Source organism: Moorena sp. SIOASIH (assembly GCF_010671925.1).
In the GTDB taxonomy this organism is placed as follows: Bacteria; Cyanobacteriota; Cyanobacteriia; order Cyanobacteriales; family Coleofasciculaceae; genus Moorena.
In genome coordinates, this window is sequence record NZ_JAAHIH010000004.1 from 781939 (window position 1) to 807549 (window position 25611).

At 43.0% G+C, this 25611-nt stretch carries 24 protein-coding genes; 13 read left to right on the forward strand and 11 right to left on the reverse strand.

Annotated features, from left to right (window positions below; translation table 11 throughout):
- Positions 1-117 precede the first annotated feature (117 nt).
- Positions 118-1881 carry a mechanosensitive ion channel domain-containing protein gene (locus F6J90_RS24650; RefSeq protein WP_293099448.1) on the reverse strand — a complete coding sequence of 588 codons (1764 nt, stop codon included), beginning with the start codon at positions 1879-1881 and terminating at the stop codon, positions 118-120.
- Positions 1882-2513: 632 nt separating this feature from the next.
- Between F6J90_RS24650 and F6J90_RS24655 the strand changes: the two genes are divergently transcribed.
- On the forward strand, positions 2514-2684 hold the full coding sequence (locus F6J90_RS24655; protein ID WP_293099451.1) for a hypothetical protein: 171 nt from the start codon (positions 2514-2516) through the stop codon (positions 2682-2684).
- A gap of 469 nt (positions 2685-3153) precedes the next feature.
- On the opposite strand, the gene F6J90_RS24660 is transcribed toward F6J90_RS24655, so the two are convergent.
- From F6J90_RS24660 to F6J90_RS24670, 3 genes are all read right to left on the reverse strand, one after another.
- Positions 3154-4977, reverse strand: a complete 1824-nt coding sequence (locus F6J90_RS24660; protein ID WP_293099454.1) for a mechanosensitive ion channel domain-containing protein — start codon at positions 4975-4977, stop codon at positions 3154-3156.
- A gap of 582 nt (positions 4978-5559) precedes the next feature.
- Positions 5560-6279 (reverse strand): glutathione S-transferase family protein, encoded by a 720-nt coding sequence (locus F6J90_RS24665; protein ID WP_293099456.1) that lies wholly within the window; start codon positions 6277-6279, stop codon positions 5560-5562.
- Positions 6280-6414: 135 nt separating this feature from the next.
- Positions 6415-6933 carry an NAD(P)H-dependent oxidoreductase gene (locus tag F6J90_RS24670; protein WP_293099459.1) on the reverse strand — a complete coding sequence of 173 codons (519 nt, stop codon included), beginning with the start codon at positions 6931-6933 and terminating at the stop codon, positions 6415-6417.
- A gap of 116 nt (positions 6934-7049) precedes the next feature.
- Here F6J90_RS24670 and F6J90_RS24675 point away from each other — a divergent pair, with 116 nt between their 5' ends.
- Entirely contained in the window at positions 7050-7481 is a 432-nt protein-coding gene (locus F6J90_RS24675; RefSeq protein ID WP_293099462.1) for a helix-turn-helix domain-containing protein, read from the forward strand.
- Between the two features lie 411 nt (positions 7482-7892).
- On the opposite strand, the gene F6J90_RS24680 is transcribed toward F6J90_RS24675, so the two are convergent.
- Positions 7893-8075, reverse strand: a complete 183-nt coding sequence (locus tag F6J90_RS24680) for a hypothetical protein (protein ID WP_293099464.1) — start codon at positions 8073-8075, stop codon at positions 7893-7895.
- 101 nt (positions 8076-8176) lie between these two features.
- Here F6J90_RS24680 and F6J90_RS24685 point away from each other — a divergent pair, with 101 nt between their 5' ends.
- The 3 genes from F6J90_RS24685 to F6J90_RS24695 all read left to right on the forward strand — a co-directional run bounded on the left by F6J90_RS24685 (position 8177) and on the right by F6J90_RS24695 (position 11756).
- A complete protein-coding gene (locus tag F6J90_RS24685) occupies positions 8177-8848 on the forward strand; it encodes a DUF262 domain-containing protein (RefSeq protein ID WP_293099467.1) in 672 nt (223 codons plus the stop codon).
- Positions 8841-9926 carry an HNH endonuclease family protein gene (locus F6J90_RS24690; RefSeq protein ID WP_293099470.1) on the forward strand — a complete coding sequence of 362 codons (1086 nt, stop codon included), beginning with the start codon at positions 8841-8843 and terminating at the stop codon, positions 9924-9926. Before F6J90_RS24685 ends, F6J90_RS24690 begins: the two co-directional genes overlap by 8 nt.
- 570 nt (positions 9927-10496) lie before the next feature.
- The gene (locus F6J90_RS24695; protein ID WP_293099472.1) at positions 10497-11756 is read left to right on the forward strand and encodes a transposase; all 1260 of its coding nucleotides are present in this window, start codon (positions 10497-10499) and stop codon (positions 11754-11756) included.
- A 6-nt stretch (positions 11757-11762) separates the two neighbouring features.
- Here the strand turns inward: F6J90_RS24695 and F6J90_RS24700 are convergent, their stop codons facing one another.
- Complete coding sequence (locus F6J90_RS24700; protein ID WP_293099475.1) at positions 11763-12350, reverse strand: thioredoxin family protein; 588 nt, start codon at positions 12348-12350, stop codon at positions 11763-11765.
- A gap of 75 nt (positions 12351-12425) precedes the next feature.
- On the opposite strand from F6J90_RS24700, the gene F6J90_RS24705 reads away from it, so the two are divergent.
- The 3 genes from F6J90_RS24705 to F6J90_RS24715 all read left to right on the forward strand — a co-directional run bounded on the left by F6J90_RS24705 (position 12426) and on the right by F6J90_RS24715 (position 18017).
- Complete coding sequence (locus tag F6J90_RS24705) at positions 12426-12860, forward strand: hypothetical protein (RefSeq protein ID WP_293099478.1); 435 nt, start codon at positions 12426-12428, stop codon at positions 12858-12860.
- A gap of 130 nt (positions 12861-12990) precedes the next feature.
- Positions 12991-13119 carry a hypothetical protein gene (locus F6J90_RS24710; protein ID WP_293099480.1) on the forward strand — a complete coding sequence of 43 codons (129 nt, stop codon included), beginning with the start codon at positions 12991-12993 and terminating at the stop codon, positions 13117-13119.
- 2 nt (positions 13120-13121) lie between these two features.
- Positions 13122-18017 carry a hypothetical protein gene (locus F6J90_RS24715; protein ID WP_293099482.1) on the forward strand — a complete coding sequence of 1632 codons (4896 nt, stop codon included), beginning with the start codon at positions 13122-13124 and terminating at the stop codon, positions 18015-18017.
- Here the strand turns inward: F6J90_RS24715 and F6J90_RS24720 are convergent.
- A complete protein-coding gene (locus tag F6J90_RS24720) occupies positions 17926-18126 on the reverse strand; it encodes a hypothetical protein (RefSeq protein WP_293099484.1) in 201 nt (66 codons plus the stop codon). The two genes, F6J90_RS24715 and F6J90_RS24720, sit on opposite strands and share 92 nt — an antisense overlap.
- Before the next feature lie 130 nt (positions 18127-18256).
- The gene (gene thrS, locus F6J90_RS24725; protein ID WP_293099487.1) at positions 18257-20074 is read right to left on the reverse strand and encodes a threonine--tRNA ligase; all 1818 of its coding nucleotides are present in this window, start codon (positions 20072-20074) and stop codon (positions 18257-18259) included.
- Positions 20075-20379: 305 nt separating this feature from the next.
- On the opposite strand from thrS, the gene F6J90_RS24730 reads away from it, so the two are divergent.
- The 3 genes from F6J90_RS24730 to F6J90_RS24740 all read left to right on the forward strand — a co-directional run bounded on the left by F6J90_RS24730 (position 20380) and on the right by F6J90_RS24740 (position 21653).
- Positions 20380-20598 carry a hypothetical protein gene (locus F6J90_RS24730; protein WP_293099490.1) on the forward strand — a complete coding sequence of 73 codons (219 nt, stop codon included), beginning with the start codon at positions 20380-20382 and terminating at the stop codon, positions 20596-20598.
- A gap of 221 nt (positions 20599-20819) precedes the next feature.
- Positions 20820-21167, forward strand: coding sequence for a DUF2605 domain-containing protein (locus tag F6J90_RS24735; RefSeq protein ID WP_293099493.1), 348 nt, complete (start codon positions 20820-20822; stop codon positions 21165-21167).
- A gap of 147 nt (positions 21168-21314) precedes the next feature.
- Positions 21315-21653, forward strand: coding sequence for a DUF2973 domain-containing protein (locus F6J90_RS24740; RefSeq protein WP_293044052.1), 339 nt, complete (start codon positions 21315-21317; stop codon positions 21651-21653).
- 196 nt (positions 21654-21849) lie between these two features.
- Here F6J90_RS24740 and F6J90_RS24745 read toward each other — a convergent pair whose 3' ends face one another.
- Positions 21850-22758: an H-type lectin domain-containing protein gene (locus F6J90_RS24745; protein ID WP_293099496.1), complete on the reverse strand. Its 909-nt coding sequence runs from the start codon at positions 22756-22758 to the stop codon at positions 21850-21852.
- Between F6J90_RS24745 and F6J90_RS24750 the strand changes: the two genes are divergently transcribed.
- Entirely contained in the window at positions 22742-23011 is a 270-nt protein-coding gene (locus tag F6J90_RS24750; RefSeq protein WP_293099499.1) for a hypothetical protein, read from the forward strand. The two genes, F6J90_RS24745 and F6J90_RS24750, sit on opposite strands and share 17 nt — an antisense overlap.
- A gap of 311 nt (positions 23012-23322) precedes the next feature.
- Here F6J90_RS24750 and F6J90_RS24755 read toward each other — a convergent pair whose 3' ends face one another.
- Both F6J90_RS24755 and F6J90_RS24760 read right to left on the reverse strand, forming a co-directional pair.
- The gene (locus F6J90_RS24755; protein WP_293099502.1) at positions 23323-23904 is read right to left on the reverse strand and encodes a hypothetical protein; all 582 of its coding nucleotides are present in this window, start codon (positions 23902-23904) and stop codon (positions 23323-23325) included.
- A 558-nt stretch (positions 23905-24462) separates the two neighbouring features.
- Entirely contained in the window at positions 24463-25119 is a 657-nt protein-coding gene (locus tag F6J90_RS24760; protein WP_193431494.1) for a GNAT family N-acetyltransferase, read from the reverse strand.
- A 254-nt stretch (positions 25120-25373) separates the two neighbouring features.
- Between F6J90_RS24760 and F6J90_RS24765 the strand changes: the two genes are divergently transcribed.
- Positions 25374-25589: a hypothetical protein gene (locus F6J90_RS24765; protein WP_293099507.1), complete on the forward strand. Its 216-nt coding sequence runs from the start codon at positions 25374-25376 to the stop codon at positions 25587-25589.
- Positions 25590-25611: the final 22 nt, after the last annotated feature.

Sequence of the window (25611 nt, forward strand, 5' to 3'; positions counted from 1 at the left end):
ATTTGGGATTCAGTTGAGAGCGATCGCATTCTACAGAAGATTCTACAGATTCAAGCTGTCTGACCCTTGGGGAGAGCGCTATGAAGCTTTGCAGTTGCTATTTTGGCATGACTCTTTCTAGGATAATGTCATACCTTTAAACCTTTTTGCCATACTGCCCTCTTCCAACGCCATAGATTCGCTGATGTATATTTCCTGCCTCGGCAGTGGGATTACAATTCCCTCTTGTTCAAATCTTTCTTTTATAATTCGGCTGAGGTCACAATAGGCCGTCCAGTAATCCTCTCTCTTGGTATATGCCATAAACCAAATGTTAACAGCATATTCAGCCAATTCACCGGTATCAATCCAAGGTCCTGGGTCTTTCAATACTAAAGGATGAGAGTTAGCAATATCGTTAAGAACTTGGATCGCTTGAGTAATACTATTTTGGTAGCTGACCCTTACTGTGATAAAGATAGCGCGGACGGGGCTACTGGTTTCGTTCTCAATAATATTCCCCCAGACTGAATTGTTAGGAACAATAATAATTTTACTTTGAGAAGTCTTGATTGTGGTGCAAATTAAGTTAACATCCTGAACCTTACCTTTTACCCCAGCTACTTCAATCATATCCCCAACGTCGAAAGGTTTATAGAGTAATATCATTAACCCATTGGCCAAGTTACCGAGGGTACTTTGGAAAGCAAACGCTACTACAAAACCAGCAGCTCCAATCATAGCGATCAGTGGGCCAATACTTACCTCTAGGGCAGTAATCCCGACAAGAATACCCACCACAAATAATCCTTGGCGGGTTAGACTAACCAAGAACTGACCCAACATCACTGAGATATTTGGGAACATCCCCAAAGATTTCTCGAGTACTGTTCCTAAGATTACCGAGAGGATGCTAAAGCCAGCAATGATTCCTATACATTTGCCAATGTTATTCGCCCAGCGGACACCTCCTTCTTTAGACTGGAGCCAGCCAACGATAGTAATCCAGGTTCCTTGAGTGTCGGTTACATCAACCTTAATCCCACTGATGGCATTGACGTATTTTTGGTACAACTTGACATCACCACCTTTAAGTTCCAGCTCTTCAAGTACCACCTCAAAGCGATCGCTCAAACCAGCCCGTTCATCCCGGAGTTTCGTGATGTTGACCAGTACTTGTTTTTTTACTTCGGTCTTGGCCTCGACCGCTTCTTCTATCTTTTCTTGAGCTTTGTCCAGTCCCTGTTCAGTCTTTTTCTGCTGTTGTTCATCCGTAACCACTTTGTTGCTAATTGTCCCAATCTGCTCTTGAACCTTAGCAACTTCCTCGTCTGAGGTTTTCGCTTTATTTTTATCCTCTTCCGTACTTTCAACTGCTTTATCAATCGCCCCTTGCAAGGTTTTATCCTGCTGGGTCTTTTTTTCTTCTTTTACCGCTTCTTCTACTGACTCCTGAGCTTTTTTGAGAGCTTCCTGTGCTTCAACAGCCGCGTCATTAGCTTCAACGGAAGCTGATGGCGATGGCTCAGTCTCTATTTTTTCTTTAGTGTCTTTGGCTTCCTCAAGAGCCTTTTTGGCATCTTCTAGGGCATCAACAGCTTCCTTAGATTGTTGAAGCTCTCGATTTTTGCGCTTGACAGCAATTTCCGCATCGCTGAGTTCTTTAACTTTAGTTTTAAGCAAGAACATCCACCCCTGAGCTTCACCCTCTAGCTCATCTAATGTCAATGGCTTGAGCAATAGCTCTAGCTCCTCAATCGGAATAGTTGGATCTGCAGTTGTAACTGCTTGCTGATTGGGTGATTTAGTGGTCTGTTGAGCTTGGACAGGTAACCACCATGCCCCAACGATTAAGAGACTGCCAAACAAAATGCTAATTTTCTTTTGTCGGTAACGAATCATTAGTTTTTCGTGTTGATAAGACGTTAATTAAGATGTAACCTGTATAGTTTGGTTCACTGTTAAGTGTTAACCAGCGATGCAGCGCGGTCTTGGGGGTTTCCCCCATGAGCGACTGCATCAAGACAATGAAGATGCAACCTGTATAGTTTGGTTCACTGTTGAGTGTTAACCGTTGACTGTGAACAGTTGCTCCCCGATTACCCCCCGAAGATCGGCAGGGCTGTAACTATTGCTCGATCTAGACTCAGGGGGGTAGAGCACCAGAGGAGCGGATCTGAATTTTCCGCAAATATTGGGGATTTTAACAGAATTTATCCCTTTCTAATTCTCTGTATCTAACCAAGAAATGAATAGCCGGGGGCAGTCAATATAGCGCTACGCGCCAGGCAAGAGGCAAGAGGCAAAAGGCAAAAGCTTACTAAAACAGCTTTTCAGCTTTTATCAATGTCCTAAGCTTAATGAGTAGTACTATAGTGGCTGTATCTCACTGTCTTGATCCCAAGGGCGAGTGGGGGAAACCACGGCAGTATAGCGCTACGCGCCAGGCAAGAGGCAAGAGGCAAAAGGCAAAAGCTTACTAAAACAGCTTTTCAGCTTTTATCAATGTCCTAAGCTTAATGAGTAGTACTATAGTGGCTGTATCTCACTGTCTTGATCCCAAGGGCGAGTGGGGGAAACCACGGCAGTTGCTCATGGGGCGAACCCCCGCAGGTCGGCGCTGGCTCCCCAACACCACGCTGCCTCCCCAAGACCGTGCTACCTCGCTGCATCGCTTTTGGAAAAATACGACCATTGAAGGCTAAAACACTTCTCCAGTTCCTTGAGTTATAGATTTACAACGTTAAGATGCACCTGTGAATAGTGAAAATTTTACACTCAACTATAAATAGTTAATAATGCATAGATAGCCTTTTATTGGCTCAAATCAAGGGATATGCTTATTTTTGACCAACATTTTTCATCCAACTTACACCTTGGACAAAAATTTTGGCCAATCTTCCCTGAGCACCGACTAGGATTTTATCATATCTTGATTTCCCTGGCTGCTAATTAGAGCATCTTTTAACCCACATTCCGCACTTCACCGTGTATTACGTAATTATCACGATTTATGTGTAGTCTATAAAACATATATATTTATATAACTAAATATTTATACGTAAAAAATCCCCAAGGTACACAGGATTAGCGTATTACTTTGCATACTACAAATTAATCTGCGGAATGTGGGGTTTAACCCTTGGGGAGAGAGCTATGGAGCGCAAGGAGTTGCTATCTGGGCATGACTTCTTCTAGGGGAAGGTCATTGTCTTTAAACCTTTTTGCCATACTGCCCTCTTCCAACGCCATAGCTTCGCTGATGTATAGTTCCTGGCTCGGCAGTGGGATCACAATTCCCTCTTGTTCAAATCTTTCTTTTATAATTCGGCTGATGTCACAATAGGCTGTCCAGTAATCCTCTGTCTTAGTATAGGCCAAAAACCAAATCTTAACAGCATCTTCAGCCAATTCACCGGTGTCGATCCAAGGTCCAGGGTCTTCCAATACTAAAGGATGGGAGTTGGCAATATCCTTAAGAACTTGGATCGCTTGAGGAATACTATTGCGGTAGCTGATCCTGATCGAGAGAAACATAGCGCGGACGGGGCTACTGGTTTCGTTCGTAATCACGTTACCCCAGACTGAGTTGTTCGGCAAGATAACGATTTTATTTTCCAAAGTATTGATGGTGGTGCAAACTAAGTTGACATCCTTAACGATACCGTTTACCCCAGCTACTTCAATCTTATCCCCCACGTCGAAAGGTTTATAGACCAAGATCATTAACCCATTGGCAAAGTTACCGAGGGTATTTTGAAACGCAAAGGCTACCACAAAACCAGCAGCTCCAATCATAGCCATCAGTGGACCAATACTGATCTCTAGGGCAGTAATCCCTAACATAATACCTACCACAAATAATCCTTGGCGGGTTAGAGTAACCAAGAACTGACCCAGCATCACTGAAATATTCGGGAACATCCACAACGATTTCTCGAGGATTGTCCCTACAATCAGGGAGAGGATGCTAAAACCAGCAACGATTCCTATACATTTGCCAATGTTATTCGCCCAGCGCAGACCTCCTTCTTTAGACTGGAGCCAGCCGACAATGGTAATCCAGGTTCCTTCAGTGTCGCTTACGTCTACCTTAATCCCACTGATGGCGTCGATGTATTTTTTGTACGACTCGACATCACCGCCTTTAAGTTCCAGCTCTTGAAGTACCACCTCAAAGCGATCGCTCAAAGCAGTGCGTTCCTCCCGCAGTCTGGTCATATTAAGCAGGACTTGCTTTTTAACTTCGGCCTTCGCATCGACCGCTTCTTCTATGTTTTCTTTGGCTTTGTCAATCCCCTGTTCAGTCTTTTTCTGCTCTTGTTCATCCGTAACGACTTTGTTGCTAATTGTCCCGATCTGCTCTTGAACCTTAGCAACTTCCTCTTCTGAGCTTGAGGTTTTGGCTTTATCTTTCTGCTGTTGAGTACCTTCAACTGCTTGATCAATCGCCCCTTGCGAGGTTTTATCCTGCTCGGTCTTTTCTCCTTGTTTGACTGCTTCTTTTACTGACTCCTGAGCTTTTTCGAGAGCTTCCTGTGCTTCTTCCGCCGCCTCTTTAGCTTTTACGCCACCTGATGGCGATGGCTCAGTCCCTATTTTTTCTTTAGTGTCTGTCCCTTCCTTAAGAGCCTTTTTGGCATCTTCTAGGGCATCAACAGCTTCCTTAGTTTTTTGAAGCTCTCGATTTTTGCGCTTGACAGCAATTTCCGCATCGCTGAGTTCTTTAACTTTAGTTTTAAGCAAGGACATCCACCCCTGAGCTTCACCATCCAGCTCATCCTTAGTGAATGGCTTGAGCAATAGCTCTAGCTCCTCAATCGGAATAGTTGGATCTGCAGTAGTAACCGCTTTCGGAATAGTTGAATCTTCAGTCGTAACCGCTTGCTCATTGGGTGAATTAGTGGTCTGTTGAGCTTGGACAGGTAACCACCATGCCCCAACGATTAAGAGACTGCCAAACAAAATGCTAATTTTCTTTTGTCGGTAACGAATCATTGGTTTTTCGTGTTAATCAGACGTTAATTAGGTGCGCTTGACCGATTAAGAATTAAATTCGCCACGGGTCGCACCTGAAGATGTAACCTATACAGTTTGGTTGACTTTTCAGTGTTAATCAAAGAAGATATAAGGTGTATAGTTTGGTTCACTGTTCAGTGTTAACCGTTAACTGTCAACAGTTGCTCCCGACCTTACCACCCGAAGATCGGCAGGGCTGTAACATTGCTCGATTTAGACTGAGGGGGGCAGATCTCAAGAGGATAGGAGCTGAATTTTCCGCAACTCTTCGGGATTTTGACAGAATTTATCCCTTAATAATCCTCTCTATATAACCCTGAAATGAAGATCCCGGGGCAATCAATAGTTAACGGTTAACAGTTAACTGTTAACCGTTAACAAGGTATAGATAGCCTTTTATTGGATCAAATCAAGGGATGTGCTTATTTTTGACCAACATTTTTGGCAAACAAACACCTTGGACAAAAATTTTGCTTTGCCCAATCTTCCCTGATCAACGACTAGGATGTTATCACATCTTTATTTCCATGGTTGTTAATTTTTGTTTCCATCATCCATGGCTTATGGTTTAATATCACTTTGAAAACGTGCGGAATTAGCAGCTTCTGCCGCAGCCACATCCCCTTTTCCAAAAAAGGCAGGAAAAGGTTTGGGAAGCTCTAGTGCCCGTTGAGTTGCAGGTCGGGCATCAATACGATTAAACCAGCCTTGAAGGTTGTTCAGCCCATCCACCGATACTTTCGCCCAATAATAAGCTCGTGCCCAAGGATAAGTGGCCATATCTACAATAGTGAACTCATTACCAAGGATGTAACTTTTCCCTTCAAGCTGCTGATCCAACACTTCCAGCAGCCTGCGTGATTCTGACCCATAGCGCTTGATGGCAAATTCATCACAATGCCCTTGAGGTTCTGCAATTCGCTGAAAGTACATCGCCTGACCCATCATCGGTCCAATGCCACTCATCTGAAACATCAGCCACTGAAGTGCTTGGGATCGAGCTTTTTCCCCCTCGGGAAGGAACTTTTGATATTTCTCAGCTAAATACCAAAGAATCGCACCCGACTCAAAAACCACAAAATCGTCATTACCACGATCAACGATGGTCGGGATGCGCCCATTGGGATTAAGGGATCTGTACCAGTCTGATTTCTGTTCTTTTTTGGAAAAGTCAATATAGGTCATCTCATAGTCCACCTCTGCTTCATGAAGAAAGATCAGCGGCTTCCATCCATTCATAGTCGATGCGGTGTAAAGATGAATCTCAGCTTGTTTTGTCATGATTTTTCTTTGGATCAGATATTGACGCTTGAGTAAGTTTTAATGAGCTTTGGAGCACGGAGCAAACAGAGGCTCTTCTACTTCCACACCTAAATCATGGTCGGGGTCAAGAAACACCATCTTTAGGTGACTGATCTACCGGTCTCGGTCAGCGTCAAATTGTGGATTTTTGATGACGTTGTAGCAGGCGAAATGGGGCAATTCCTCGAAGCCACAAAACTCATGACTCTTAATGGGCAGCAGCACCTCTTCTAGTGAGCGTCCTTCCAAGAAGCTATTCGGATTGTTAAAGACGTCAGCGGGCGCATTCCATGTGGTGGATAGCATAAATTTCTTGCCATTCATCAGCCCACCCGATCCGTATGAGCCATTACTGTGCCCGAAGAATTCACCATAAGCGTAGACATCGTCTATGTAACGCTTCAGAGTTGACGGCATCATGAACCAGTACACTGGGTACTGAAAGATGACCGCATCAGCTTGCTTGAATTTCCCAATCTCCTCTGGGATGTTGTAACCGTCTTCCACAACAGTGGTCAGTAGCTCGTATTGATCTTTCAATATCTCCACCGCTATCTCGAAAAGACCTTGATTGTAGCGGCCTTTGGCGAACTCCTTAGTCTCTTTGCCCAAAATCAAAAGCAGGGTTTTCATCAGATCACTTTCCCCCATCAGATAATGTGTACAGTTATTGCTTCATGTATTGCTTCATGGTTAAAATTTAAGTTACTATAGTAAACCAGTCTACATTTAGTAACCAGGTGGAAAAAATGAGTTCCGTCATCGACATGGAAACAGATAGCAAACGCACCATGCCCATAGGGGCACGCTACGCGAACGAAATTGATCGCGACATCGACATCAAAACCGATAGCGAAAGCAGCAAGAACGCCGACCCCTGTCTCAGCCCCTGTCCAATCGAGCGTGGAATGAGGATTTTGGGTGGCAAATGGAAAGGATCGATTCTTTGGCATCTCAAGGATGGCCCGATGCGATTCAACGATCTGGCGCGTCAGATCGGCGGAGCTAGCAAAAAAATGGTGACCCAGCGGCTTAGAGAAATGGAGGATACGGGTCTAGTCAACCGTAATGTAATCAGTACCAAGCCCATCGCTGTGGCCTATGAGATCACAGATTTTGGTCGAACAGCCCTGAGATTTCTGGAGGAGCTAAAGAAATGGGCAGAGGAATATAATATTTAATGTGAATCTCCAGGATTAAGCATTGATGTGGTGGATAACACAACAACTGCTTGGACTTATAGGTTATTTTTGACAGATGAAAAACTGTTTGTTAGACTTTGCTTAAATCCAAAGGGTTGGGTAGGTTAGGCGGCGACTACTGTAGAAGCTCACTTTTTAAGAGAGCTGTCCGCCGTAACCCACCAATAGTAAAAACTATAGCTGTCTAATATTTACTTTGTAAACAGTCTCGAAAACCTTAACTAGGATCCTATAAAATTGTCGGTGTTTAACTAGTTTTATGAAGTTTGATTAAAAAAAAAGCGAAAAATAACTTATAAAATTATAAAAATATCACTTTTTTTTAGATTACTATATAATTGAGTTGTTGTTATATAAGATGTTATATAATATCCCAAAAGTTTATAAATGTCATATAGCACTTATCATAGTCATGAGGTACAAATTTCTTGGTTTTAGGGAGCAGGGAGCAGGGAGCAGGGAGCAGGGAGCAGGGAATAGGCAATAGGCAATAGGCAATAGGCAATAGGCAATAGGTAATAGGTAATAGGTAAGAGGCAAGAGGTAAGAGGTAAAAAATCCTGTGTACCTCATAGCTATAAGAAACGCTATAATATAAATATTGAAACGGTAATCCAGCCGTTTGTAAAAATAGATAATATCAAATAATCAATGAATTTAGTGGTGATACAATAATGAATTTTCAGGCTGAACCAATAACAATTGATACCCTTTTATCTCAAACTAAAAGATATGTTATACCTCGTTATCAGCGAGAATTCTCCTGGACAAAGGAACAGATCGAAGAGCTATGGGATGACATTGTAGCTAATCTGGAGGAAAGAAATGGTGAAATAACTTGTAGCGAATATTTTTTAGGTACCTTGGTGCTTGCAGGAAGTGATGAGAGCTTCGATATCGAAATTGTAGATGGTCAGCAAAGAATTACCATCATTACGATGCTAATTTCATTGATTTCCAGGAAACTAAAAAAAGTTGGAGAAGAAGCATCGGCCACTTCAGCATTTAACAATTATATAAAAGGTACTGATCGAAGAGGAAGAGAATTTAAAAAGCTTGATAAGTGTAGCCAGAGCAATTATTTTTCTCTACTAGTCCAAGATTTACAACCTCATGAGTGTCCCGCTACTACAGATGAAGATAATAGGATTAAAGATGCCTATGATACCATTGAAAGGCTTTTATCAATTGACAATATCTCTAAATGTATATTTAAAAAGAATAAAATAGACAATGAAGAATATACCCAAAGCTTATTTGCACTTTTGGATCAAGTTATTGATAGTTTAAAGGTTATTCGAGTCAATGTAATTGATCAAGATCAGGCATATATAATCTTTGAATGAAATTTTAAATGCGAGAGGAATAAATCTTAGTCCAGTTGACTTAATAAAAAACAAAGTATTGGCAGAGTGTGATGAGCAGTATCCTATTGATTTTGCAAAAGAAAAATGGGATGAAATATCCAACAGGTTAACTCAGAGAGAGACAAACACTAGTTTAGAAGACTATGTTCTTCATTGGTGGATGGCAAGGCATAAGCAAACAAGGAAAAGAAATTTTTATAAGGATTTTAGAAAAAAATTGCAATCTAGAGATATAGTTCCACAAGACTTTTTAGAAGATCTTCATTCTACGAGTGAATTATATATAAAAATAGCTTCACCTCAAACTAGTGACTGGAATCAGGCTGATCAAAAACCTATTTTTTATAGCTTATTGGCTTTAAATACTTTCAAAATAATAATTAATAGACCGTTTTTAATTTCCTTATTTTTAGCAAAACAAAGTAAAAAAAATACACAATCTTTCCTGATTTATACTCTGACAAAAATTGAATATTTCCATTTTGTATTTAATGCAATATGTTCAATGAGGCCATCCAGCGTTGAAAGGCTATATTTGAATGCAGCTCGCCATTTACAGGAGTCTAGCAATAAAAGAGAGGCAATAAAAGTCATAGATGATTTAATTGAAGATCTTACAAATAAGCTTCCTAGCGAAGCTACATTTTTAGATAAGTTCAGGAAGCTAAAATTTACAAATTCATTTACAACACATAAGAAGTTAATTCAGTATATCTTCATTAAGATGGAGCTACATGCTAGAAAAAACAATGAGTTTTATCCTGAAGATCTTACTCTTGAACATATTCTTCCTCAATCTTCTGGTGATAAAACTAAAATTGGAATGATAGGGAATATTATTCCAATAGGTGAGAGCTTAAATGGAGATGCTGGTATAAGACCACTATCTCAAAAAATGGCTACCTATAAAAAATCTGATTATCGAATTGTTCAGGAATTTGTTGAAAAGAATGGAGACAAAAGTAGTTGGGAAGTTAAAGATATAGAGTCTAGAACTGAACAACTAGCTAGGGAAGCTTTTCAAAATGTATGGGCACTAAACCAAATAAATGTTTGAGATGAAGGGAGTTTATATTAATGGAAGTTATTTGAGATAATTTTGCTCTGGTGACAGCTACCTACTAGCAAAGTTAAGTATAACTATTATTAAAACAGCAGAAACATTCGATATCATGTCCGGTTGAATACTTACAATTTGGCACAAGGAAAGCAGAAGGAAGGCATAAGCTAGAAGTCAGAAGGCAGAAGGAAAGGAGTAAGGTTTAATCGGAGAAGGTTTCTTATCACTAATTATCCGAACATGATCTCACAGCCCATTGCTCCCAATCCCGAAGAATAATCCAGTCTTTGGTAAATTAAAAACGTTGACCATCAACCATTGGCTGCTTCCTGTGCTGCTACCAGAAGATCTGACAAGGCTTGAACTGCCTCGTGATCTGCCTGAGGAGACCAGATCACAGCTTCAGTTGATGCCAACTGATTCAGAAGTACGTTTTCAGAATCAGTATCTTCAACAGATTCTAGGCTACATCCTTCTTCTTTAGCAACTGCAAGGAGGAGAAAGTGAATAAGTCGAAGTTTATCTTATTGCCTTTCACGATTTTACGATAAGTGCTACAATCAAACTATGCTAATAACTTACTGCTACAGAATCAAGCCAAGCCCCGAACAGATAGCTATCATGGAAAGGTGGCTTGAACTGTTGCGCCGTCACTGGAATTATGCTTTAGGACAACGCCTTGATTGGCTCAATCGGACTCGTTCACCGATTGATAGATGTAGCTTGATTAGTGAGGCGATTGGTGAAATTCCAGAAGCGGTCAACTATTACACCCAACAGGCAGCTCTTAAGGAAACTAAGCGGCTATTTCCTGAGTACAAACAAATCTACGCAGAAACTCAGCAGGTTAACCTACAACGGCTTAACAAAGCATGGGATAGATGGCGAAAACCAGATGCCACTGGTTTTCGGGGCGGTAGACCTCGTTTTAAAAAACCTGGATATCTCAGATCATTTGTGTTTCCCAGGGTCAACAATTCTAGAGCAGGGGCACACCTGATTAATGGTGTTTTAAAACTAAGTCGAATTGGGTCAATGCCTGTGGTAATGCACCGACAATTACCTGATGGGTTTGCTCTTAAGCAATGTACCATCATCAAAAAGGCTGATGGTTGGTATTGTTGTATCTCAATGAAAGATGATACCGTACCTGAGCTGTTACCTGTGGATTCGGTTAAATCTGCTGTCGGTATCGACGTTGGTTTAGAAAAATTTTTAACCACATCTGACGGCGAAGCTGTCCCTATTCCACAGTTCTATAGGAATGCTCAAAACAGACTGGCTCAAGCTCAACAAGTAATGTCGCGTCGTGTTAAGGGTTCTAAGAACTGGGAAAAAGCTAAGAATAAAGTGGCTTTATTGAACCTTCATTTAGCCCGTTGCCGAAAGGAGTTTCACTATCAGGTTGCTCACTGGCTGTGTAGTAAATATGACCTGATTGCCCATGAGGATTTGAATATCAAGGGACTTGCTCGAACTAAGCTAGCCAAATCAATACATGATGCAGCGTGGGGGTCATTTCTGGAAATCTTACAAGCAGTGGCGGTCAAACGCGGTTTGTTAGTCCAGAAAGTTAACCCACGGGGGACAAGTATTGAGTGTTTCAATTGTGGTTCTAGGGTTGAAAAAAGTTTGAGTGAGCGCGTTCATTATTGTTCCAGTTGTGAAGTTAAAATTGACCGCGATTGGAACAGTGGCATCAACATTCTGAATCGTGCATTAATGGCGGTTGGACTGCCGCTCAATGGCTGTGGGAAATCGATACAGGATATCGAGGAGCAGCAAGTCTCATTCGTGAGTTTGGGAAGCCTACATCATAATCTTTGATTTGATCTAGGAGTGGTCACAATAAGCTGGTTCATTCCCCGGCTTCCACTTAATATTGCAACCAATACTAGGCTTTTGCTCAGAATTCACCGGTTGCGACCCTAGCACCGCATCAATAGCTGCTCGTAAATCCTTACCCGTAACTGGTATACCATTACTAGGACGACTATCATCCAATTGACCTCTGTAAACCAGCTCCTGGTTAGCATCGAATAGAAAAAAATCTGGGGTACAAGCAGCTGTATAGGTCTGAGCCGTTTCCTGAGTCTGATCATGACAGAAGGGAAAGGTGAATCCCAGCTCCTGAGCCATTTCCTTAAGTTTATCGGGAGCATCATCTGGGTAATTATCCGCATCATTAGCGCTAATCGCCACCATACCGAGATTAGCATCGGCATAGTCTTTCCCTAGCTTGGCCAATTCTCCCTGTACATGTTTAACAAAAGGACAATGGCGGCAGATAAACATGACCAGTAACCCCTGCTTACCCGCAAAGGTCTCTAAGGAAATCGTCTCGCCAGACACTGCATCCGGTAACTGAAACTCTGGTGCTTTGGTACCTAAGGACAACATTGTCGAGTTAACTAGTGCCATCGTTTTACTCCTAAACTATTGCGGTGAAAACTGATATTCTTCTAACCTTGCCTACCATATCAGATCCCAACAACCTTGGCCTTTCGGCTACGTGATCGCTTTCAACCTTGGCCTATTGGCCACGCGATCGCGTTCAACCAACCAACCTTCAACCAACCAACCTTGGCCTATTGGCCACGCGATCGCGTTCAACCAACCAACCAATCTTCAACCAACCAACCTTGGCCTATTGGCCACGCGATCGCGTTCAACCAACCAACCAATCTTCAACCAACCAACCTTGGCCTATTGGCCACGCGATCGCGTTCAACCAACCAACCTTCAACCAACCAACCTTCAACCAACCAACCTTCAACCAAACCACCAAAAAAACGTGGTATAATAGATCAACTTCCTAGAGGTAGTTGTTTGGAAGAGGTAATCAGAAAGCAACGGAAAATTCTGGTGCCAGCCGTTACCGATGATGAATGGGAGTGTCAATGTTTCAGGTGTTGCAGCAAAGGCGAGTAAAGGGTGAAGATCCCTATCAAACCCTTGTCTTAATACACTGGCCTTTCGGCCAAGCTACGGGAACGTGCTATCGAGTAAACCACAACCGTTGACCAAGGGTGGAAACCCTAATGGTTTCCAGTAGTCAATCATGGTAGAAACCCCCCCATCAACGCGCTCCATGGCTCTACGCAATCGGTTTACGTTTCATTACCAAGTCAGCAGAGGGGATAGTCAGGGGGTAAATCCGATTTCGGCAGAAGCACAACAGTTGGAATAAATATGACCGTCCAACCCAAAGATTTCAATGGCAATAACAATGAATCATTAAGAATGCTAGCACGGGCGATCGCATTTTCTAAGGGACAATTTTCTCTGATTTTAGCCCGTTGTAATTATCAATCATTGCGGCAGCGATTAACACAACAACTGACAGAACACTACCAGATTAAGTTTCACTCCAGGGCTTTGGCCTCATCGGCTACAAACCTCTATAGCAATGTTCAAGCGGAACTGACATCAATACTACCCGATGCCCTTATTGTTCACAATTTGGAATTAGTTAGGGATATTGATCGGCTATTGGTTTCTACCAATAATGCACGGGATGAATTTCGCAAAACCTTCCCCTTCCCCCTGGTGTTATGGGTAACCGATCAGGTCCAGCACAAGCTGAGGCGAGTAGCACCAGATTTCACCAGTTGGGCTGCTACTCCCATTGGCTTTGAGATGGCAACGGATGAGTTAATTGATTTTATCGAGCAAACGGTCAATCACGTCTATGGCAAAGTATTAAACTCTGGTGCTGGCAGATTTCTAGACAATGATGACTTGAATTTGGGCATTGGTTCCACTCGCCGCACCGAGTTAAAGTCAGCCCAGAATGAGCTAAACCATCGTAACGTCAGATTAGACCCACCCTTAGAAGCTAGCTTAGAATTTGTCTTGGGTCGTGCCGCTGATGGGTCATCACAAGAGTCTCTGGAACATTATCAGCGTAGTTTAGCCCTTTGGCAGCAGATTGAGCCAGAGGCCAGGGAAACCCAGGAAAAACCCCAAACATTCACCTCCTCATCAGAGCGGGTTGGATGCTTACTGTACTATTTAGGATTATGGTGGCGTACCTATGCTGAGAGACATCGGGCTGAACATCAAGTCGCTTGTAATCATGCCGCAGAGTATTATCAGCAATGTATTAAAGTCTTTGAACAGGCTGAGCGACCAGACTTAGTTGCCAAGTTTATTAATCCTTGGGCAGAGGTACTGCAACGACTGGGACAGTGGGATGAGTTGGAAGCGGTTGCTAACACAGCCTTGACTCTCCATCAAAGCTATGGTAATTCCTTTAGACTAGCGCGAGCCCATGGCTTTTTAGCAGAAGTCGCCTTATGGAAATCTGATTGGACTAACGCGCAACAGTTAGCCCAACAGGCCCTGTTAATCTTAGAAGAGGCATTGTCTGAATTCTGTACACCAACCTCATGCTCACTCGATACCGATTGTGATTGGGAGCGCTCATTTCACCAAGGTTGGTATTTATTGTCTCTAGCGCGATCGCATCGTGGGGCCGCGCGATCGCAACAGCAACAGCAGCAAGCTAAAATCCAAGACAGTCTGACAACTCTGGAAACGGCTAAAGCCAGAACCAAACCCCAGTACGATCCAGAGCTTTACATTCGGATTTTAGAAGAATTGCGCCAGTGCTACTGCCAACAAGGTAACTATTTGACGGCTTTTCGGGTTAAACAAGAACGACGCTCCATTGAGCAGCAGTACAATTTTCGAGCCTTTATTGGTGCTGGTCGATTGCAGCCTAAACAACAGGTAACTAACCCAGCATTACCGGATCTAGAACCCCACAATTCTGTCACCCCAGCCATTGCGGCCTCTGGTAGACAAGGGGATGTCAATCGCTTAATGCAACGTATGGGCCGTAGTGACCATAAACTAACGGTAATTTATGGTCAATCAGGAGTAGGTAAAAGTTCCCTTGTCCAAGCTGGGTTAATTCCCACCTTGAAACAAAAAACCATTGGCTCCCGTGAGGTGTTAACGGTTTTCCAGCAAGTTTATACCGATTGGATTCCGGAATTTGGGAAAGCATTAGCCAAGTCTCTGGCAAAAAAACACCTGATTAAGTATCATGGTAATACTCTAGAAACAACAGTCGCAATTCTCAAGACATTCTGGGAAATAACAGAAGACAATATCCTAGTGGTTTTAGTCTTTGACCAATTTGAAGAATTTTTCTTTGCTGCAAAAGACATAAAACAACGAATGGTTTTATATGACTTCCTGAAGAGCTGTTTGAATATTCCCTATGTTAAAATTATTTTATCCCTTCGAGAAGATGACCTTCATTATTTGTTAGAGTGTAACCGTCTAATTAACTTAGATGTCATTAACAACAATATTTTAGATAAAACGATTCTTTACTATCTCGGTAACTTTTCCCCAGAGGAAGCTAAATCAGTTATTCAAAGCTTAACTGAACACACGGCATATTCTCTAGAGCCAACCCTAGCCGATGCCTTAGTTAAGGATTTAGCAGGAGATACCAATGAGGTGCTCCCCATTGAGTTGCAAGTGGTAGGAGCTCAGCTCCAAGCGGAAAAAATTACCACCTTAGCAGATTATATAGCCAAAGGTCCTAAGGAAAAACTGGTTGAACGATACCTAGAAACAGCGATTAAAGACTGTGGTGAAGAGAACGAACGAATTACTAAACTGGTTTTGTATTTGCTTACCGATGAACACGGGATGCGACCCCTAAAGACTCAGGCGGAATTAGCAGAAGATTTGGACTTAGAAGAGGAGCAACTGGATTTAGTCCTGGAGGTGTTAGTGGGTTCTGGGTTAGTATTTGAAGTGCCAGAATACCCCGCTGACCGTTATCAGTTAGTTCATGATTATTTAGTATCATTTATTCGCCAAGGACAAGAGCCTCAAATACTAGCCGAGTTAAAACTTACAAAAGAAGAATTAAAGCAAGCACTCCATCAAGAACAAAAGGAACGAAGACGAGCAGAAATTGCAGAAATTAAAGCCCTGAGTTCTCTGTCTCAAGCTCTACTGTCTTCCCACGACCAGTTAGGAGCATTGGTCGCTAGTGTAAAAGCTGGTAAACGATTACTCACCACAGAGGTTACTCCTGAGATTAAACAGCAACAAGTCAATCAGCTTCAGGAGATTATCAATAACTTGCAAGAGTGGAATCGTTTGGAAGGACATGATGCGGGAGTATTTGGTGTTTGTTTAAGTCCCGATGGTAAACTAATTACCTCTGCTAGTGAAGATGGCACCATCAGGATTTGGGGAATTGATGGCAAAGCCTTGGTAAGCTGTCAGGGTCACAAGGAGCAAGTGTTTAGTATTAGCTTTAGTCCCAATGGTGATATTTTTGCCTCTGCTAGTGCTGATAGCACCATCAAACTCTGGCAACGGGATGGTAGGTTACTGAAAACTCTCAGAGGTCATAAAAACCAAGTTTTCAACATTAGTTTTAGTCCCGATGGTAACACCATTGCTGCTGCTAGTAAAGATGGCACAATCCAGCTCTGGCATCCTAATGGTACTCGGATTAAAACCCTGACTAGGTTTGGTCCTGCTAACTTTGGGATTAGTTTTAGTCCTGATGGTAAATCCCTTGCGATCGCTAGTGAAGATGGCACTATCAAACTCTGGAATTTAGACAGTAGTTGGCCCAAAATTTTCAATCGTCATGCAAGGGGTGTCTGGAGTGTCTGCTTTAGTCCAGATGGTCGGATGCTGGCTTCCGGGAGTTCGGACGGTACCGTTAAACTCTGGAATATAGATGGCAAAGAACTCAACTCCATCGATAATTATGGCTTGCCAGTGTATCGGGTTAGATTTAGTCCCGATGGTCAAATGTTAGCACTAGCCAGTAAAGATAATCGAATTCGACTTTATAACCTTGATGGCATTAAGCTCAAGACCTTACGAGGACACAAAGGCTCCGTGTGTGGGGTAAGTTTCAGCCCCGATGGACGGCTACTGGCTTCTGCTAGTGTAGATAAAACTATCAGACTTTGGAGTCTCAAGGGCATTGGACTGAATACTCAGCAAAGGCATACTGGTAAACTTATCGGCTTTTGTTTTAATTCTACCGGTCAGCAGTATGCTTCAGCTAGTGAAGATAAAACCGTAAAACTATGGAGTCTAGACGGCACATTACTGAGAACTTTCTCAGGACATGAAGCTAGTGTCAGGAGTGTCAGTTTTAGTCCTAAAGCAAAACTATTAGCCACTGCTAGTGTGGATGGTATCATTAAAATTTGGCATCTTAATGGAGCGTTACTGCAAACCTTTCCAGCCCATGGTCTGAGTATCAGGAGTCTAAGTTTTAGTCCTGATGGTAAAATCCTGGCCTCTGCGGGTAATGACAGAATCATCAAGCTGTGGGGAATTGATGATAAGTATGGACAGGATAACGGAGTACTCATAAATACTCTCAACGGTCATCTTGCTAAAATCCTTACCATTAGATTCAGTCAGGATGGTCAGATGCTGGCTTCCGCTGGAGAAGATAAAACCATTAAACGTTGGCGTCTTGATGGTAGCTTAATCGATACAATTCCAGCCCATAGTCTAAAAATTGTCTGTTTGAGATTCAGTGGGGATGGTGAAATTATGGCTTCAGCTAGTACTGATAAAACAGTGAAAATCTGGAGTCTGGATGGTAAACTGCTCACTACTTTACAAGGACATCAAGCAGGAGTTAGAGGTGTGGTTTTTAGTCCTGATAGTCAAATTATTGCTTCAGTTAGTGCTGATAGAACAGTAAAGCTTTGGACTCGTGATGGTAAGGAATTCAAAACCCTAAAAGGACATCTTGCTCCTGTGTGCAATGCCTGTTTCCTGGCTGACGGTGAAACTTTGGTATCGGTCAGTGAAGATGGTACTGCTAAAATCTGGAATATCGATGGTACAGAAATCAAAACCATTGGCGGACCGATTAATGGCAGTACAGTCGTAGGTGTAAAACCTGGGCAGGGGATAGTTACCAGGGGGAGTCATACCACTAGCTCTGATTTAAAGGATTTATTGGTGAAGGGGTGCTATTGGATCAGGGACTATTTGAAGCATAATCCGACTTTGAGTGAAAGCGATCGCAAATTGTGTGATGGGATTTTACCAGAACTGTTGAATGGGGAGTAGGGAGTAGGGAGTAGGGAGTAGGGAGTAGGGAGTAGGGAGTAGGGAGTAGGGAGTAGGGAATCGGGAATCGGGAATTGGGAATTGGGAATTTGGTTACCTGGGTCCGCACCTTGTCAGCCCCGTGGAAACCAAGCCAGTTGCTGATCTAACTCCCCATCTCCCCATCTCCCCATCTCCCCATCTCCCCACACCTCCCACACCCCCCACACTCCCCTCTCTTTCCCTACTCCCTTGAGAATCTAAAAATTCTCTCGATTCCGATTTGCCTGCTCCATCTTCTCTACAACCTGGTCTATGGGCATCATGCCCAACTCCCCAGCGGCACGGGTACGAATATTCAAACTATTTGCTTCGACTTCCTTGGCACCGACCACACTCATCACGGGGATTTTAGCCTTTTCGGCATTACGAATTGCTTTACCGAGCCTTTCCCCACTGGTATCGACTTCTGCTCGAATCCCATGCGATCGCATTTTTGCTGCCACTTCCTGAGCAAAAGGCAACTGTGCGTCCCCTACTGGTAACAATCTTGCTTGTACTGGTGCTAACCAGAACGGGAAGTCACCCCCATACTCTTCAATCAATATTCCAGTTAGCCGCTCCAGGGAACCAAACGGGGCACGGTGAATCATAATCGGGCGTTGGCGAGTGCCATCTTCTGCCACATACTCCAAATCAAACCGTTCTGGCAAGTTGTAATCCACCTGTACCGTTCCTAACTGCCATTCCCTGTCCAGGATATCTTGGAAGATAAAGTCCAATTTCGGACCATAAAATGCCGCTTCCCCTGGTGCTTCAAAGGATTCCATCCCCAAGGTATCCACAGCACGGCGAATTGCTGCTTGGGCTTTTTCCCAAGCCTGATCCGAACCAATATACTTATCCGAGGCTGGGTCACGGAAACTCAAACGTGCCTTAAAGTTCTTCAGTTGCAGACTTTTGAACACAGATAGGATTAAATCCACCACACTCAGGAATTCCCCATCTAACTGATCTGGCATCACAAATAGGTGAGAATCATCCACCGTGAAACCACGCACCCTGGTCAACCCCCCCAGTTCCCCAGATTGCTCATAGCGATACACGGTACCAAACTCTGCCAAGCGCATGGGCAACTCCCGGTAGGAGCGCAATTCACTCTTATAAATTTGGATATGGAAGGGGCAATTCATCGGCTTTAGGACAAACCCTTGTTCTGCGGCTGCTGCTTCCTCATCTTCAGCCATCATCGGGAACATATCCTCTTTATAGTTCTGCCAGTGACCGGATACCTTAAACAAGTCCACTCGACCAATATGGGGTGTCACCACTGGTAGATAACCTCGTTTAACCTGTTCTTGCTTGAGGAAATCTTCCAAAAGCGTACGCAAAACCGTTCCTTTCGGGGTCCACAGCGGTAATCCTGGTCCAACCGGGTCAGAAAAGATAAACAGTCCCAGTTCCTTACCCAGCTTACGGTGATCCCGTTTCAGGGCTTCTTGCTTACGGCGCTTATATTCCTGTAGTTGCTCTGGATTTTCCCAAGCTGTACCATAAATGCGCTGGAGTTGAGCATTACTGGCATCCCCTCGCCAGTAAGCCCCAGCCACACTTTCCAATTCAATTGCCTTCGGGTTGATCTCACTGGTATTTTCCACATGGGGACCAGCACACAAATCCCACCACTGATCCCCCAGGTGGTAAATCGAGATCGGGTCTTCTAAATCTGCCAAAATTTCCAGTTTATAGGGTTCACCCAGGTCCTTGATCCGCTGTTGAGCTTCTTCCCGAGGCACCTCTTCCCGAATTACCGGAAGCTTGCGCTTAATGATTTTGACCATTTCCTTTTGGATTTTCTTCAGGTCTTGCTCAGTAAAGGGTTCTGGCTGATCAAAATCATAATAAAAACCATTTTCAATCCAAGGACCGATAGTCACCTGAGCCTTCGGAAATAGCTTCTGCACGGCCATTGCCATCACATGGGACGTCGTATGACGGAGCCTTTTTAGGCTCTCGGATTCGCTAGTACGGGGCAAATGAATTTTTTCAGGCTGTTCGGAGGCTTCTGAGTTAACCATCGGTGACTGTTCTATGGAATTGATTAAAGCTGATGACCGTAACACCAATTTTGTGCTATCCCTCTATGATACAAAGGTTAGTTTTTCGCAAAGTACATGTTTCTGGTGTAGTAATCTCTCAATTTAGTTTTGAGGGCAAGGGGTTAGGGGTTACGGGTTGGCTTAATGGTTCTGGTATTTAATGGATAGCACAGATGCATAGTACAAGGGTGCCTAATTGGCCAAAGTCCATTTTAGATCATCTCCGGATAATTCCCCTTAATCAAAATCTGCCCCATCTGACCATCTGACCATCAATCGTCTTTATGATGCCTATTCAACCGCACTTGAGCTTACCCCTCAATGTAAGCATTCAGCTATCAGCACCTCAAGTATCAGCTTTCAGCTTTCAGCCTTGCCCTTGGCCAAAAGGCCACGCTACGGGAATGGCCACGCTACTTGAGGTGCTATCAGGGATCAGCTATCAGCTAATGCGTCCGATGCGTCGAAGCCTGTGCCACGCTACAGATTGTGCTTTTGAATAAAACAGGTAACCACAGGTAACCATTCGAATAATGCTGAGTTACGTCTGCTGACGGCTGACCGCTGACCGCACCTCAAGTAGCGTGCGCGTAGCGCATATGCTTACCCCTAAATTTTTGACGGAGTAGTAGTGTTCTAAAAGTGTTAAGGGTTATGTCACATATTGTAAAAAAATGTAAATATAATTAAAGTAGACTATGAAAAAATAAACCCTTTTAATATCATGGATCAACCCCAGCCATCAACACCGGAGTTACTCAAAACCATATTGGAACCGCTACTAGTAGATTTTGAGTACTGGTTTGAGCGATCGCTTTCGTTGTTAGAAACTGAAGATATCACATTTTTGAGCACGGAGGAACAATCTGACCTACTAAAGCGGGTAAAGCAAGCCCAGCAGGAGGTAAATACAGCTAAAATGCTTTTTAACGCTACCGATGGTCAAGTAGGAGTTGAACTTTCTACCATGATGCCATGGCACCAATTAGTGAGAGAATGTTGGGGAGTGGCAATCCGGTGGCGATCATTGGCATCCGGTGCATCCGAGTCAGCGGCCTCAGGGAATGACTAATCTTGACGCACCTAGATTCAGGAAATGATTGAGGAAATAGTGGACTACCATTTGTTAAGGTTAACTAACCACCTATAAAAAGCCGTTTTTTATCCCTGAGCAAGACAAGGAGTTAAAGACCAACTATTTGGTCGGGAGGACAATACGATGTTACACCTAATTTATCTAATTGCCTTTACTGTTATAGCATTTTTAGCGATTGGGAATTTAATTCGTAACCTATTAAGTTTGAGTTTTGATTCCCAGCGTTCTTTCTCAGCATCAGGAAAATCACCCGCCCAATGGGGTCGGAATCAAGTGAATGCCAATCCATCTCCTGCTAAGTCAGTACCGCACCCGGAACTGCTTGATGATAGTGGCAACCCTATCAATGAACCGCTGTTAGTGATGCGGTCAATGACTGTTGAAGACGCTCGCCAACAGTTAGACGCTATATACAATTCTTCTCCCGGTAACAGTAAGGGGAAGACAGAAGAAAACCAGTAGTCTATTGATTTCACTTTAGGGCTAGACAAAGGGAAAGGGGATAACCAAAACTATTTCCCCTGACCGAATTCGTGGGTGGAAAAACTATAGCGCTGCGCCCAGGCAATAGGGAATAGGGAATAGCGATGCAGCGCTGAATCCATTTTCCTTGACGAACACCATTCAATGATAAGTATTAAACCGGACTAGATCTGATTTATTTGCCATAGGCAAACCAACTTGCATTAGCACTGTAAACCCGCGTGTCTCCCCAGGTTTCCAATACATACTGAAACCCCTCTCGGTTGACATCAGTGACATCAACTTTTAATCGGAGATTTTCATCATTATCACTATCGATGTCGTTTAAAGCAATATAAACCACAGGCTCGGAAGAAAAGTTGGTATTAAACTTTTGCTCACCTGATATTCTTCGTCTGCCATCACCCTTTGATAAATTCCCTTCCCTAACAGAAATCTCTCCACTCTCCAGTTTAATCTGTGAATTAGCCACTTCTTCGATACTTCGAGAGATAGTAATCAGCTGATTACTATCTTGAGTTAAGTTATTTATCCGTTCAACTATATCTCCCAAGGCTACTGGGTCTGATTCTAGAAGAGCATTAAGTTTTTTCTCTATAGTAGAAGCGTTGATATCTAAGCTTTGCACCTTACTATTTATATAGTGAGCTTGTTTTTGATAGTCTTTAGTTTGGGCTTTGATAGTTTGAGTTTGTTGCTGAAGAACTTGCAGATCAACTCGGTTATCAAATAGAGAATTATTTATACGTTTTTTGAGTTTATCAAGTTGTTCTTCTTGATTTTTTATATGTCCTTTTACCGAACTATCAACAAGACTAGACATAACTACAAAACCACTGACTGTGGTCAATAGGGTAGTGAAAACCAACAAGCCAATCACTAGGTGAAATTGTGTTCTGAATTCCTTCCTGAGTTCCTCAGCTATTTTGGGTGAAAATAGTTGTAATTCTGTATAAATTAAAGCTCTGATATCTGTAGAGCGCTTATCCAGATAACTTCGGTAGGTATCTAGTTCTTTCTTGAGATCATCTCGTTCGCTTCTTAGGCGATCGATAGTTTTTTTAAGTATGTCAAAATCATTCATAGTAACCAACTGGCTAAACACCGACAATTCCTTAGATAGTTTATATCAAGTCCGGTTGAATACCCATAATAAAAGTGTGGGGACCGGGCGCGGGGAGATGGGGAGATGGGGAGATGGGGAGATGGGGAGATGGGGAGATGGGGAGATGGGGAAGATTTTTATTAAGGGTAATTATCCTGACATGATATTAGATAGTAATCAGCTCTGTCCATTATTTCGACAAGCCCGCCAAATACCCTATGGGCTGTTATAGCTGAAATTGCTCTATTCGCCAACTACAGAGCCTGATCTGATGGCAGCCAGGAGAATCCATGGTGAACAGTAAATGGTGATAGTAAATGGTGATAGGTAGGGGTTTGGCACAATTATCTCTTACCGATTAGCCATGACCGATTAGCCATTACCTACTTACCCATTACCTACTATAGCGCTAGTTTCTCTAATCATTGAAGTTAAATAATGCTTCGGGAGAACGGTAGCTGGGGGGATTCCGCAGATCTAAATCTAAATTTAGAAATTTTCTAATCAATTGAGACGATCAGCATCAGCCAAAGGATTCCAGACTTAATGCTCATGGTGAGGGGCATTACGTACCTTCCTGATTGTATAGGGCAAAACCCCTACCAGCAGAGCAAAGGCTTCATCTGGCAGTTGGGCAATAGTGTTGGCATCAAAACCAAATCCCTCAAACTGTTCAAGAATCTGTTGGGTTCGTTGTATAGGACTTGGATATTCTGTAATTTGTTTAGTCAGTCGAATCCATTGCCGCCGAATCAAATAAGCACGCCGTCGCTCCTCAGCTGATTCTGGAGAAACCAATGATAGATTGCCCACTGGGACTACTCCCTGACAATCAAGATCAAATATTCCTCCTACAGCCGAACCTGGTCCTGCGAATTCTGCATGGTAGTGCTTATATATGATTAGGCCATTGCGACGCCTACTATTAACAATTAACAATTGTTTATCCCGAAATTGCGAGAGAATTTCTGATGGCTGTGAGTCTCTCATCTTATTCTTGCAGGGGTTCAGGCTTTCCTGGTTCATGCCACTTAGGGGTTGAGGATTGGCGAGACCCTGGTTGTGAGCAACCACCTCCTTTGGGTAAAGAGCTATCTGGTAATAGTGTTGGTATTCACTCTCCATCTGAAACTATATGGCGTAATATCTTAGAGCAGGTAAGCACCCAAGCTAAAAGCCCCGATCCGCTTTCCTTAAAATAGCTGTAAATTTTTGAAAATACACAAAAGGGAGAGTCAAGTTTTGTTCAACTACCATTTCTAACTATAAACTTGGGTTTAACCAAAGTTACTAGTTATCAAAAAACACCTCAAAATGGCTTCAAGACACCAAAACTTTGTATGGCTAGATACTAAATTCTAGATTATTGGTATCAATAGCTACAATTTATTGGTATAAAGCAACTTTTGTGGTTTACTAGGGTAGATCTCATGGGATTTACAAGTAGACCGTAGCACAAATCAACTAAATTTTGACCCTGGGGAAGTCTTCAAACACCAATTTTCTTGAAAGCTTTATCAATAACCCCCTTTTTGTTCTCTTACAAAAACGATACTCTACTACAGATAGTCAGCAGCCAAAATGTTGTATTACATATTTTGTTTGTTTTGTCAATGTGATAAATCACCAAATGTATGTGTTATTCGTCAGCTTGATAACTCCATTATGACGAAATTCAGCCTACTAAGACAGACTCTGACCCGGTGAACTAAGACCAGCAGGATTAATCTGCTTGTGTAAGAGCAGGCGTTTGGGAAGCCTAAGCAATCCACCGGTATAGCTTGGTTCTACCCGATGCAGTTCATATCCCCTCTTGAGATAAAGTTGCCTGGCCTGATAATTGTTTTCCAAAACATGCAAGTAGAGGTCTTGAAAGCCCCATTCTAGGGCAGTTTGCTCACAAGCCAAGAGCAAATTTTCTCCGACTCCTTGCCGCCGACAAGACTTTCTGACAGCCAGATTGGAGAGGTAAAGATGTTGGCAGTTGGGCTTTGGCCAGCAATAGCGAGAACGGAGTGTTAGCTCTACAGTACCAGCTAGCAGCTCACTGGTACCAGCAGAACCGGAAACGGTAGTGACGGCGACTAAACACAGGTAATGGGGTAAACTAGATCGCAGTCTGTGGCGCAAATCTTCGTAAATACCCAGTCTTAATAGAGGGTGAACCCAGCTGATCAGCCCTTTTTGAGGGTGAAAGCTATCTGCAAGAATATCTGCTAGAGTGCTGATATCCTCAAATTGAGCATCACGTATAGTGACTTGAGATATACCACCAGCCAAGGTATCTTGACCAGTAGGGACAGATTTATGAAGGGTTAAGAAAGAAAAGCAGGAATCCACAACTACAAAATTATTTGGGAATGGTAAACTCTAACTAAAGTATGTAGACTATACGCCGAAGGGGTTCTAATTTACCCCTTAGCTTCCCGTAGATTGAAGGGAGCAGAAGGTATATGGCTAAGCACTCTGAAGCAGGTATGAGCAATTGAGCTCGAAACTATTTACTCCATTTCAGGTCAGGTAAATAGTAAGGTAAATAGGAGACATTAAACGTTATACTTAATAATTAATACCTTTTCTTGATGCAGTCGCTCATGGGGGAAACCACGGCAGTCGCTCATGGGGGAGACCCCCAAGACCGTAATGGTGCGTTTTCCGTAGGCGAATTAAATTCGCCACGGGTCGCACCTCTGCCTCCCCAAGACCGCGCTGCATCGCTTTTGACCAGTTTGAGCAAAATTGGCTCAGGGATTAGCTTCAGGGATTCCCGACCACCTTCAACTAGAAAGTCTTCAACGTCAGGTAGTTGACATTATTCTATCGCTATTGAAA